This window comes from Caproiciproducens galactitolivorans (assembly GCF_026672255.1).
GTDB classification, from domain to species: domain Bacteria; phylum Bacillota; class Clostridia; order Oscillospirales; family Acutalibacteraceae; genus Caproiciproducens; species Caproiciproducens galactitolivorans_A.
Window position 1 is genome coordinate 1 of record NZ_JAPOHA010000011.1, and the last position, 12,285, is coordinate 12,285.

Sequence of the window (12,285 nt, forward strand, 5' to 3'; positions counted from 1 at the left end):
CATAGCTGCTGGAGAAGTAATATTTGCAGGGATAGCAAAGTATGCAGAGAAAGGGTTGGCTAAAAGTGTAATCAATGAAGTAAAAACCGCAGAGAATCCTGAAATAGTTGGAAAAGAAACGAAAGAGATTATTGAGGGTGGTTTGAAACCTACAAAAGAGTTAGTGAAAGAGTCAACCTGTACTAGCAATGAACTTTATAACTATTTACAAAAAAATGTAGATTCTAATGCAGCAAAGAACTTCCAAAAAGAGAGTGCATGGCCCGAAGGTGTTCAAATACCCAAGAATTCTTCAGTACTAAATGCGGATGGGACGATTAGTTGGGATTTAGCTAAAAATGGCGGATATACATTGGATTCAAATGGGAACGCAATAAAAAAAACATTAACAGATGCTAAATGTATAAAGGAATATTTACCAGAAGGAAAAATTATTGATCGATATGGGAATTCAAGTGGTCGTTATGTATCTCCAGTTAATAGTAATCCATACTCATATTCCCAACGTTCTTTACCTTATGTTGAGGATATATCAAACTATCATCAGTACAAAGTTACTATAACGGTGATTTTAGTAAAGTAGTGACAAATGTTGGAGAAATTGCTAAAGTTGACGGTTGGGGCATTGGCGGTGGAACTCAATATGAATTTCCTGTTAAGGTTGAATATTTAGAAAGACTTGGCTTATTAAAAGAATTAAAATAGGAAGTATAAACTATGAAAGAATTAGCTGTTAAAGCAATCATTAATAATGAAAAATTGACGAGGGTAAATTGGTATCAAGGAGACAAATTGAAAGAAAATCAAGTTGGAATCAAAAAAGAAAATAGCAAATGGGTTGTTTATGTAACAGATGAAAGGGCAAATATAGTAGATGGTTCTACGATTGAATTTGATAATGACGAAGAAGCCTATAATGCTCTGATTAGAAAGGCTAGGTATGGAAAGAAAAAGTTTGGATAATCCTGCTCTAAACGAGCAATCAAGCATCAAGTCTGTTGGGGAAAAATATGCGATAAGTATTCATTTAATTGGGGAAAAATATGCGATAAGTATTCATTTAAAAGGAAAAAATTATGATTACCAATAGCGACTCGCACAAAACGCCCGCGGTGCGGGCGTTTGTCGCATGGAAGGGGGCGACCATCTGCCGTATTCCCGCACCAAAATCTGATATGAATTGGGTGAAGATTTTTTCGTTACCTTTTGTATGAAGATAAAGAAATGGACTATGAGTCTTATAAGCTCGAAAGGGGAATTTATATTTGGGGTGCTATAAAAGTAACTTTAGATGGGCTGGCAGGCTGTGCAATGCAGTTTCATACGGTAGCCATAACATTAGAAGATTTAAAATCCTCTATGGATAATGTATTTGGCAGCAGTGTGGATTCCAAGATAAAGCGGAGAAGAAATATCGACGGGTCCATTGCGGATATTCAAAAAAGTATGAAAGCGTTGTATACTGAAATAGAAAATATCAGTCTCTTTGTGTCATCTTCAAAAGATATCTATGATAAGACGGAAACGCGGCTTTCCCGGGAATCTCAGTTTAACCCATTTTATAATTCAATTCCTAATAGTTATTACGGCGTTTGGTGGAACGGTATCCCAATAACGAATAAAGATGTAGGAGAAGCAGTACAAGGCAGAGGGGAAATGCCAAACCCGGTTCCGGCACTAATGGCATGGTATCAAGATTTAGAGAAAGGTACAAAAGTATTCTTTGGAAATGTTCGTCAGGTGGTAGAGGGAATCGGCTGCGGTGCTGTTGATGCTGCGAAAGAACTTGTATATGGAGTAGCAGACATTGGAAAATTCGTATATAATTTAGGGTTTGGCCTAAGTGAATTCATGATGGATGACCCGTTTGGCAAATCAGAAGCATGGATAAAGCAAAACGGATCGACGGAACTTAAAAATTTCATAAGATTAAAATGGGGCGGCGAGTTGCTGCCAAAATTATGGGATTTATCACAAAATAAATTTATCGAGTCAAAAGATAAATTTACAAAAGCAGACCTAAAAACAAAAAGTGCAATGGCAACAGATACAGTAGTAAATCTTCTGTTGATTTTTGTACCTGCATCAAAAATCTCGAAAATCGGAAAATCAGCCGAGGTGGTCGAAGGCTTATCGAAATTCGAGAAGGGCGCAGAGACGGTTTCAAAAATATCTTTAGCGGAAAAAGAAGTAAAGGCAGTAGAAGGTATATCTAAAGTTGAAAAAGAAGCGAAAGTAGTTGAAGGCTTAACCAAAGCAAACCGGTCAGTTCGCGAGGCTGAAAAGGTTGCGGAGGGGGTTGGTAAAGGAATTAATAATATCAGTTCTTCGGTAGATTATTATATTGGACCAAATGGTAAGGCTTTACTAAGTCAATATAAAAATTGGATTGGCATCAACATACAGAAAGAATTGTTGAATCAAGCCGAAAATCCTCAGTTGCAGGATGCAATTAAGCAGTTATATAGAGGTAAATCATTTATTGGCAATGGCGGAACTGCGGATGTTATAAGGTTTGAAGAAAAAACTGGTATTATGCTTGGAAAAAAAGGAGGTTCCCATATTCAAAAAGGAATAGATATGGCCAGTTATATTGAAAATAAAATTTTAAAGCAAACTTTGAGTACCTCAGATAGAGCATTAGCAGAGAAATTACTGGATGATTTAAATAAAGCGTTAGGTAGGTAATGATCTATGAAATATGAGAATTTATATAGAGAATTCAAAGAAAATATACCTGAGAGTGTTGATTTTTGTAATAAAAAAGAAAAAGAAAATTCAATTGATGAAACTGTTGGAATACACATTGCTTTTGGAATGGTATTTGTACCATTTGTTCTTAAAATGGTGGAAGAGCAAAAAAATTCAAGTATCAAAAATGTTTTTCATTTTATGGAAAGAATGGCTGTATGTGAAGATGTTAAAGTAAGAGAAGTGTTAGATTTTACAATATTAGAACAATTAGCAGATGAAGGACATGATACATTAAATGAATGTAAAAAATATATGAATTCTGTTACACTGCAACATTGTGAAGAAATTGAAAAATATTTTTATTAATGTTTAAGTAGCAGTGCAATTGCAAAAACTTAGAACACTGCCATTAAAATTGGCCTAAGAGTCTTTTACATTTCAAAACGAAAGGGGGATTTAGAGTTGGGTGCTATAAAAGTAAATTTGGACGAGCTGGCAGGCTGTGCAATGCAGTTTCATACGATAGCCATCACATTAGAGGATTTAAAATCCTCTATGGATCATGTATTTGGCAATGTGGATTCCAAAATAAAGCGGAGAAGAAATATCGACGGGTCCATTGCGGATATTCAAAAAAGTATGAAAGCGTTGTATACTGAAATAGAAAATATCAGTCTGTTTGTATCATCTTCAAAAGATATCTATGATAAGATGGAAACGCGCCTTGAAAAAGAATCAAACAGTTTTATCGATCGAATGGAGGACATAGCCGGACTAAAAAAAGAATGGTACCAAGAAAATTGGTTCAAAATAGCAGTGGGAACCGTGGTTACCGGGATAGCAATAGCGGCTGTTGTAGTTGCCGGGCCGGAACTGATGGTAATCTCAGTNGGACATAGCCGGACTAAAAAAAGAATGGTACCAAGAAAATTGGTTCAAAATAGCAGTGGGAACCGTGGTTACCGGGATAGCAATAGCGGCTGTTGTAGTTGCCGGGCCGGAACTGATGGTAATCTCAGTATGTACTGTCGTAGGAGGCGGCATCGGCGGTATAACGGAAGGAATCGAAAGTGTACAAAACGGCGGGACATTTATAGATGGATTCAGCGACGGATTTATGTGGGGTTCAATTGGAGGATTCGCTTCAGGAGCAGTAATTGTTTCCGGGGCAGGATTGGTGGCAAGCTCTTATGCCGGTGGGGCAATTGACAGCGCTGTTTATGCAGGAAGATGTATTCAGGACGGCAGAACAGTAACTGCAGAAGGTGTCGTAGGTAATTTCGTAACAGGTGCAGCCGTTTGGGCCGGAGGAACCCTGATACGTGGTAAAGTAGCAAAAAGAGCAGAGGAAAAGCTGGCTAAAAGTGTAATCGATGAAGTAACAACCGCAGGGAATCCTGAAATAATTTCAAAAGAAGCGGAAGAGGTTATTGAGGGTGGAAGTACTTCATTTGAAATTACTCCAGAGATACGTACCGCATTGAAAACCGAACCCAATACGGCATTTTTTTGGTCGGGAAATACGGAAGGTGTTGGAGGAGCAGAAATTGCAGCAAATATTGCAAAGAATAAAAATGGGGTGACATTGGAATCAACAATTGCAAATAAAAATATTGATATTCCCAAATGGGACTTTGATAATCCTATGTCTATTAAAGCATGGGAAGATGCATCGGCTGCATATGCTGACCAAGTATCAGGGGAGATAAGAGCAGTAGTTGGCGAAAATCTAAGACCAAACAATATTTGGGAAAATGTTGAGTTGCCAAAGCTGATTGGAAATGAGAATGTTTGTAAAATCACAATAATTGACCCGAAAACTGGGATTGAAACTATTATTTATGGAGGAAAATAGAAAATGAAAATAACAGGTACTCGTTCTTATATTGAAGTTGAAGTAGATGGAAAGGTAGTAAAAATATCTGGAGAGATGACTGTTGGCGGTTTTGTAGCATTTAAAGATTCTATTAAACAATGGCAAGTACCTAAAAATGAACCAATAGATTCAACTGTGAAAAATGAACTAATCGAAAAAATTATTCAAAAGACAAAAGACTCACATATGATAATTACTTTTGAGTAATTCAATGGAATCAATGATTAATAGATGAAATTTATTACGAATAATTAGAATGCTTTCTTCAATTGGTAAAAGTAGAATCGCTTTTGTTAGAGAGCATTCTTCTTGTAGCAAGAGTGCAAGGTGAGAAAACAGAATGGTATGAGACAATTGGTTTAAATTAGCGGTGGGAACCGTGGTCATCGGGATTGCAATAGCGGCTGTTGTAATTGCTGGACCCAAACTGATGGTCATCGCAGTATGTACTGCCGTAGGAGGCGGAATTTCGATCTTGAAGGAGGAAAAAATGCTTCATTTTATTGGTATGGGAAGCGCTTTTAATACAGAAAAAGGGAACACAAGCGCTTTTATAAAAAAGGAGAATAGTTTGCTCCTTATTGATTGCGGAGGCACTGTATTTCATAGATTACAAGAATTAAAATTGCTTGAAGGAATTCAAAATTTATATATTATAATCACTCATACACATCCCGACCACGTTGGCAGTCTTGGGGATGTCATATTTTATTCGTATTATATTTTGCAATGTATCCCAAATCTATTCTTTCCTGAAAAGGAGCGAATGGAAGGCTTTCTGAAGAACATTGGGGTAAGTTCAGAAATGGTTCGGCTTCATAGTTCTGAGATAATAGATTGGAACGATGCACAGCTGGGAAAGTTCCGTATCGAATTTTTGCCCGTTTCCCATGTCGATACAATACCGTCATATGGGTTACGAATGAACTTGAATGAGGAATCATTTTACTATAGCGGTGATGCAAATAACATCAGCAGCATGGTTATGAACAGGCTTATGAATGGAGATATCAACAGGATCTATCAGGATACATGCGGGTTGGATTATGAAGGCAATTGCCACTTGTCTTTAGCAAAACTTTGCGGTATTGTACCGCCTGAATATAGAAGCAAGGTCTATTGTATGCACCTTGATCAGCATATAACGGAGAGGGAAATAAAAGAAAAAGGGTTTCAGGTTGTTGAAGTATATCAGTAAATTTTAGCCGGGGATTGCGGAAAGCAATTCTTTTTTATTTGCAGTACCGGCTGAAAAAATTCGGTACAGAGCCGGTACGGCGTTTCCTTCGCTGCGCGGCTGCCTTTTACTCCTTCCTCCTAATAAACATTGACCAAGTCATGACCACCCGTGATGGGTGGATTTTTGTTGTTTAAACAGTAAGACGTTTATGCAACCTGCTAAAGCAGATTAAAAAGAGCAGCCAAGTTTTGAACTTAGCTGCTCTCATTCATGAGATTCGGTTGCAGAATGGATTCCCAGAATTTCGGAAATCGAACAAAATTTATCCGAAAAGCTTACAATGTAAGCTTCCTTGTATTTCGGTGGTTTGAATGTCAGCGGCCACATATGTTTCACAATAATATCTTTTTCCAAATCATTCAGCCGAAAATGTCCTTCCGCATTAGCGAGCGCGGTGAGCGGGTGTTTAAAGCCGTGCAGTCCCATCGGATTTTTTGTAATATGCCAGTCATACAGGAAAAAATCATGCAGAAGGGCGCCCCGGATGATGCTTCTGTAATCGACCTGAAGATTTAGCTTTCGGCAAATCCAAAAGCTGCAATAAGCAACGGAAATACTGTGCTTTAAACAGGAAACGTCCGCATGCTGTATAAAAGTATCCATCAACTGTACGTCTTCGGATTTCAATAAATCCTTCGCACAGTTTTTAAAATATTGCCGTTCTTCTTCTGTTAATTTCAGATTGCTCATCTCCGATTTTGCGTATGTACTGTCACCATCATAAATCTTTTTTGCGTACAAAGCAAGGGGAATTCAATCCGTCTCCAAAAAAAGATGCCGTCCCCGGCTATGAGGACGACCGCAATTCCTTATTCCGCCAATCTGTTTGACAGCTTCTTCATGCAATCGCGGCAGATATTACGGCCCTTGAACGAAATAACATCGTTCATACTGTTACAGAAAACGCAGGCCGGTTCGTACTTTTGGAGAATAATTCTGCCGTCGTCATCAACAAAAATCTGAAGAGGATCTTTTTCTTTTATATTAAGAGTCATTCTGAGTTCTTTCGGCAGCACTATTCGTCCTAATTCGTCAACTTTACGAACAATACCAGTAGATTTCATTATAAATCATCACCTTTCGTGCGATATTTCGTACTATGCTATGACAAAATTATAGTATATTTTTCCAATTATGTCAATTATTTGCATAAAGAAAAATTAATTTTTTTGTGATAACCATAAAAAATTTTGAATAAATATAAAAAGAGACTAAATAGGGGAGGGTGAGTGCGCTGCTGAACTATATTTGGGCGGGCCTCATTATCATCAGCGTGATCTGTGCCGCCGTAACCGGAAGAATGCCCCAGCTTTCGGCTGCTGTTATGAGCGGCGCGGCCGGTGCGGTGGAGCTGGTAATCGCCATGATGGGCATGATGTGCGCATGGACGGGATTAATGAAAATAGCGGATGAGGGCGGGATTACCCGAATCTTGTCCAAGCTTCTCCGTCCGGTTATGCGGCGGCTTTTCCCGGCCTGCAAAGAGGATAGTCCCGCGACGAAAGCCATCTGCATGAATATAACGGCGAACCTTCTCGGACTGGGCAACGCGGCTACCCCGATGGGGATTGCCGCCATGAAAGAAATGGCAAAGCTGAACCCGACCCAAACCGCGGATAATTCCATGGCGATGTTTGTGGTCATTAATGCCGCATCCATTCAATTGATTCCAACATTTATGGGAACCCTGCGGGCGAAATATGGTTCTCCCGCTCCGTTTGACATTTTACCGGCGGTATGGCTCACTTCGATCTGTGCGCTGGTCGTGGGAATTACGATGGCAAAGCTTTTGGAGGGAAGGTCAAGTGGATAAATTAGGTGTTTACGCCATCCCTTCCGCGGTTTTTTTGATTGTGATTTTTGGACTGATGCGCGGCGTACCGCTGTTCGATACCTTTGTTGCAGGAGCAAAAGAGGGTTTTTCCTCGACCATTTCCATTCTGCCGTCCCTAATTGGGCTGATGATGGCGGTCGCCATGCTGAGTGCCTCCGGTGCATTGGATATTCTGTCCTCTCTGCTTTCGCCGGTTGCAGCGTTTCTGGGGCTTCCGCCGCAGGTGATGCCGCTTGTGCTGATTAAACCCATTTCGGGAAGCGGTTCTACGGCGGTTCTGGCACAGATTTTCCAGAATTGCGGAACGGAAAGCTTCGCGGGCCGCGTTGCTTCGGTCATGTCCGGTTCCACGGAAACGACTTTCTACGCCATTGCGGTTTATTTCGGCTCCGTCGGGATTAAAAAAACCCGGCACACCATTCCCGCCGCACTGACGGCGGATTTTACCGCCTTTGTCGTATCGGCTTTGGCTGTGCGCCTATTTTTTCAATCATAAGGATGAACTATGAATCATCAGTCATTTCATTATGTCACCGCGCTTGCAGGGAACCCGAACTGCGGGAAAACAACGCTGTTCAATGCGCTGACCGGTTCAACAGCTTACGTCGGAAACTGGCCCGGCGTGACCGTTGAGAAAAAAAGCGGTACGGCGCATTATTTGAATGATACGCTGGAAATTGTGGATCTGCCCGGGATTTATTCGCTGGTACCCTATTCGCCGGAGGAAGCGATTGCCGGCAAGTTTTTGAAGGAGCGGCCGGATTTAATCATCAATATTGTAGACGCCTCGAATATTGAACGGAATCTGTACCTTACGACACAGTTAATGGAACTGCATATTCCCATTGTGATTGCGCTCAATATGATGGACGTGGTAAAGAAGCGGGGAGACCGAATTGACTGTACGCTTCTTTCCAAACTTTTGGGAATTCCGGCCGTTCCGGTTTCCGCCTCAAAAGGGGAGGGGCTGTCTGCGCTGCTCCGTGCAGCGGACGGCGCGGTAAAAAAACCGGCGGTCTATCCGGTTGTAAAAAAACCGGCCGGAACCCGCGACGCGGAAACAGCACTTGCCGACGCGCGTTACAAATACATAGAAGACATTACGCGAAAAGCGGTAAGAAAACACAGCGCGTCGGAAAAAAGCAGAACGGAAAAAATTGATTCTGTGGCAACGAACCGCTTCCTCGCGATTCCGCTTTTTTTCTTACTTATTCTGGGAATCTTTTATATTACGTTCGGACCGATCGGGTCTTTTTTCGTGCACTGCGTGAATCTCTTCCTTACCGGCTGGTTTTCGCCGATCGTCAATTCCGCTTTGGTGGGGATAGGGGCGTCCGCATGGGTGCGAAGCCTGGTTTTGGAAGGCATTATCGCCGGCGTTGGGGCCGTGCTGAAATTCCTGCCGCAGATTCTCCTTCTGTTTCTGCTTCTCTCTCTTTTGGAGGACAGCGGCTATATGGCCCGGGCGGCTTTTATTATGGACGCGCCCATGCGGAAGATCGGGCTTTCCGGCAGAGCGTTTGTGCCGCTCCTGATGGGCTTCGGCTGTACCGTGCCGGCGGTGATGGGCACGCGGATTCTGGAAAATGAGAAAGACAGGCGTTTAACGATCCTGATTCTGCCGTTTATGTCCTGCAGTGCAAAAACGCCGGTTTATTCCCTGTTCATTTCTTCCTTTTTCATCGGCTACCGGCCGATCGCCATGTTTTTGATTTACATTTCGGGTATGGCAATGGGGCTGCTGTCCGCGCTGCTGTTTAAAAACAGTATCCTGAAAGGCGAGCCCGCGCCGTTTGTTATGGAATTGCCGGATTACCGGCTTCCGACCGCAAAAACGATCGGACTGCATGTAAAGCGGCGTGTTAATGACTTTCTGCAAAAAGCGGGCACGACCGTGTTCATCGCGACGGTCGTCGTCTGGCTGCTGCAAAGGTTTACCGTAAATCTGCAGATGACCGCCGACAGCTCGCAAAGTATTCTTGCCGCGGTCGGGCGGAAGATTGCTCCGGTGTTTACGCTTTGCGGGTTCGGCGACTGGAAGTCGGCTGTGTCTCTCTTCGCGGGGCTTGTTTCCAAAGAATCCGTTATCAGCACGATGAGCGTGCTTTATCCGGGAAAACTGGAAATTGCGTTACAGTCGAGTTTCACGTCTCTGAGTGCGTGCTCTTTCCTGATTTTTGTCCTTTTCTACACCCCGTGCGTTACCGCTCTGGCGGCTGTCCGCCGGGAAACCGGCAGCTTAAAATGGATGGCGCTTTCCGCCGGATATCAGCTTGCCGCGGCATGGTATCTTTCCGCCATGTTCTACCAGTGCGCTGTTTTTATACAAAACTGCATATAAGAACCCCGGCGAAAACCGGGGCTTTTTTTGCGTATATAATGTGGACATGCTGATTATTATATCGTAAAATGTTTCCAATTTCAATTATTGTTAACTTTTTGTCAAATAACCATTGCATATTGCTTTACAAATTGCTATAATTTGCAGAAGATAAAGAAAAAAGCGGGGATAAAAATGATTTTAGCTCTGGATATCGGCAATACAAATATTACGATCGGCGTTTACGATCAGACAAAACTTCTTTTTGTGTCCCGGATGGCAACCGATTGTTCCCGCATGGAAGACCAGTATGCCATTGAGCTTCGTGATATTTTGGATATGTACGGAATATCGCTGGGAGATATTGAAGGAGCGGTGATCAGTTCCGTCGTGCCGCCGCTGACAAATTATATTCTGCGGGCTGTCCGGCGCCTGACGAAAGTGAACCCCATCTGCGTTGGGCCGGATACGAAAACGAATCTGAAAACCAGCATTAAAAATCCGGAAACGACCGGCGCGGATCTCGTCGCCGGCTGTGTTGCCGCGGCGGAGATGTTTGACGCTCCGTGCATCGTTCTCGACATGGGTACCGCCACGACCTTCGTCGTTTTAAGCAGGGACAAAACCATGCTGGGCGGCGCGATTATTCCGGGCGTGGGAATCTCTATGGACGCTTTAACGCGGCGTACCGCGCAGCTTCCGAGCATCAGCCTGGAAGCGCCGGAGAATGTCATCGGAAAGAACACAGTCGACTGTATGCGATCCGGCATTCTTCTTGGCACCGCCTGCATGATCGACGGCATGATTGAACGGATGGAAGAAGAACTCGGCGAAAAATGTGAGGTTGTCGCAACGGGCGGTTTATCCCCGGAAATTATCCCGCTTTGCAGACGAAGCATCCATTTCTGCGACACGCTTCTCTTAGAAGGTCTTCGGATTATTTATGAAAAGAATAAAGAATGAGACCTGTTTCGCTTAATCATTGCGTCCGGCCATGTCGGAAATACCCGGAAGACGGCAGGCGGTTTCTATCGCGAAAGTCCGTCCGTCTTTATACAAACAAGGGATAAAAAACAGCGCCGTGCATTTACACAGCGCTGTTTTGATTTATGGTATTACTTGTGATATTTCTCTACGATATCCTTTACCGCGTCAATGACATACTGAACCTCTTCGTCGCTCATGGTCGGATAGAGCGGTAAGGAAATCAGGCGTTCGAAATGCTTTTCCGCATTCGGGAAATCGCCCTCTTTAAATCCGTAGCGGCTGGTGTAGGCGCTCATGTAGGTTACCGGAATGAAATGCACGCTGGTTCCGATATTGCGCTCATTCAGCTCGACAATAAACTGGTCGCGGTCAATGGTCAGCAGCTCGGGAACGACGCGGATAACATAAAGATGCCAGCAGTGCGTGGTGTAGTCGGGGACAAACGGCGGGTCAATCGCGTCGATTTTACCGAATTCTTTCTGATATTTCTCCGCAATCTTTAAGCGTGCGGCCTGCATTTCGCCCATACGGGCGAGTTGTTTTAAGCCCAGAGCGGCCTGAATATCAAACATATTATATTTAAATCCCGGCTCGCAGATATCGTATCTCCAGGTTCCGCCCTTCGCGTAGCGGTTCCAGGCGTTTTTGCTCATGCCCTGACCGGAGAAAATCCTTGCCTTGCGTGCAATCTCCTCATCATCGGTAACGAGCATGCCGCCGTCGCCGGTTGCGAGGTTTTTCGTAGCGTAGAAGCTGTAAGAAGCCGTGCCCTGCAGCTTGTTGCCGATCAGCCTGCCCTTGTAACGGCTGCACAGCGCGTGGGCCGCGTCCTCGGAAACGAACAGGCCGTGTTTGTCGGCAATTTTATAAATCCGGTCCAAGTCGCAGACCTGTCCGCTGTAATGCACCGGCACAATCGCTTTTGTTTTGGGCGTGATTTTCTTTTCGATTTCATCCGGGTCAATACAGGCGGTTTTATAGTCTACATCGGCAAATATCGGCGTTGCTCCCGTGTGGATAATGGTGCTCGCGGTGGAAGCGAAAGTCATCGGGGTGGTGATGACCTCGTCGCCCGGGCCGATGCCTTTTGTAAGCAGCGCCACATGCAGCGCCGCGGTGCAGGAATTCATGGCGATTGCATACTTGGCGCCAAGAAATCCCGCAAACTGTTTTTCAAATTCGTTCGTACGCGGCCCCTTTGCAATCCATCCGGATTTCAGCGTATCCACGACCTCGTTGATTTCAAGATCGGTAATATCAGGCAGATTGTATGGAATAAATTTTTCTCTTTTTTTAAAATTTCCCATGATTTAACCTCTTTTTCGATTTTCAAT

Annotated in this window: 15 protein-coding genes; 12 read left to right on the top strand and 3 right to left on the bottom strand. The window is 43.4% G+C overall.

Annotated elements, in window-relative coordinates:
• The 8 genes from OUY18_RS10815 to OUY18_RS10850 all read left to right on the top strand — a co-directional run.
• A partial coding sequence (locus OUY18_RS10815; RefSeq protein ID WP_268058803.1) for a glycohydrolase toxin TNT-related protein occupies positions 1–583 on the top strand: 583 nt, incomplete at its 5' end.
• The gene (locus tag OUY18_RS10820) at positions 583–705 is read left to right on the top strand and encodes a hypothetical protein (RefSeq protein WP_268058804.1); all 123 of its coding nucleotides are present in this window, start codon (positions 583–585) and stop codon (positions 703–705) included. The genes OUY18_RS10815 and OUY18_RS10820, both read left to right, overlap by 1 nt.
• Positions 706–717: 12 nt before the next feature.
• On the top strand, positions 718–963 hold the full coding sequence (locus OUY18_RS10825) for a hypothetical protein (RefSeq protein ID WP_268058805.1): 246 nt from the start codon (positions 718–720) through the stop codon (positions 961–963).
• A gap of 261 nt (positions 964–1,224) precedes the next feature.
• Entirely contained in the window at positions 1,225–2,688 is a 1,464-nt protein-coding gene (locus OUY18_RS10830; protein ID WP_268058806.1) for a hypothetical protein, read from the top strand.
• A 6-nt stretch (positions 2,689–2,694) separates the two neighbouring features.
• Positions 2,695–3,060: a DUF7674 family protein gene (locus OUY18_RS10835; protein ID WP_268058807.1), complete on the top strand. Its 366-nt coding sequence runs from the start codon at positions 2,695–2,697 to the stop codon at positions 3,058–3,060.
• Between the two features lie 589 nt (positions 3,061–3,649).
• Positions 3,650–4,549 carry a hypothetical protein gene (locus OUY18_RS10840; protein ID WP_268058808.1) on the top strand — a complete coding sequence of 300 codons (900 nt, stop codon included), beginning with the start codon at positions 3,650–3,652 and terminating at the stop codon, positions 4,547–4,549.
• 3 nt (positions 4,550–4,552) lie between these two features.
• Positions 4,553–4,777, top strand: coding sequence for an Imm74 family immunity protein (locus tag OUY18_RS10845; RefSeq protein WP_268058809.1), 225 nt, complete (start codon positions 4,553–4,555; stop codon positions 4,775–4,777).
• A gap of 172 nt (positions 4,778–4,949) precedes the next feature.
• Complete coding sequence (locus tag OUY18_RS10850; RefSeq protein ID WP_326492992.1) at positions 4,950–5,768, top strand: MBL fold metallo-hydrolase; 819 nt, start codon at positions 4,950–4,952, stop codon at positions 5,766–5,768.
• A 246-nt stretch (positions 5,769–6,014) separates the two neighbouring features.
• On the opposite strand, the gene OUY18_RS10855 is transcribed toward OUY18_RS10850, so the two are convergent.
• Complete coding sequence (locus OUY18_RS10855; protein ID WP_268058810.1) at positions 6,015–6,500, bottom strand: phosphohydrolase; 486 nt, start codon at positions 6,498–6,500, stop codon at positions 6,015–6,017.
• Between the two features lie 119 nt (positions 6,501–6,619).
• Complete coding sequence (locus OUY18_RS10860; RefSeq protein ID WP_268058811.1) at positions 6,620–6,874, bottom strand: AbrB/MazE/SpoVT family DNA-binding domain-containing protein; 255 nt, start codon at positions 6,872–6,874, stop codon at positions 6,620–6,622.
• A 161-nt stretch (positions 6,875–7,035) separates the two neighbouring features.
• Between OUY18_RS10860 and OUY18_RS10865 the strand changes: the two genes are divergently transcribed.
• From OUY18_RS10865 to OUY18_RS10880, 4 genes are all read left to right on the top strand, one after another.
• Positions 7,036–7,623 carry a nucleoside recognition domain-containing protein gene (locus OUY18_RS10865; RefSeq protein WP_268058812.1) on the top strand — a complete coding sequence of 196 codons (588 nt, stop codon included), beginning with the start codon at positions 7,036–7,038 and terminating at the stop codon, positions 7,621–7,623.
• A complete protein-coding gene (locus OUY18_RS10870) occupies positions 7,616–8,140 on the top strand; it encodes a spore maturation protein (RefSeq protein WP_326492993.1) in 525 nt (174 codons plus the stop codon). The genes OUY18_RS10865 and OUY18_RS10870 overlap by 8 nt, the downstream gene beginning before the upstream one ends.
• 9 nt (positions 8,141–8,149) lie before the next feature.
• Positions 8,150–9,985, top strand: coding sequence for a ferrous iron transport protein B (feoB, locus tag OUY18_RS10875; RefSeq protein ID WP_268058813.1), 1,836 nt, complete (start codon positions 8,150–8,152; stop codon positions 9,983–9,985).
• 174 nt (positions 9,986–10,159) lie between these two features.
• The gene (locus OUY18_RS10880; RefSeq protein WP_268058814.1) at positions 10,160–10,927 is read left to right on the top strand and encodes a type III pantothenate kinase; all 768 of its coding nucleotides are present in this window, start codon (positions 10,160–10,162) and stop codon (positions 10,925–10,927) included.
• A 152-nt stretch (positions 10,928–11,079) separates the two neighbouring features.
• On the opposite strand, the gene OUY18_RS10885 is transcribed toward OUY18_RS10880, so the two are convergent.
• Positions 11,080–12,258 carry a DegT/DnrJ/EryC1/StrS family aminotransferase gene (locus tag OUY18_RS10885; RefSeq protein WP_268058815.1) on the bottom strand — a complete coding sequence of 393 codons (1,179 nt, stop codon included), beginning with the start codon at positions 12,256–12,258 and terminating at the stop codon, positions 11,080–11,082.
• Between the last annotated feature and the right edge of the window lie 27 nt (positions 12,259–12,285).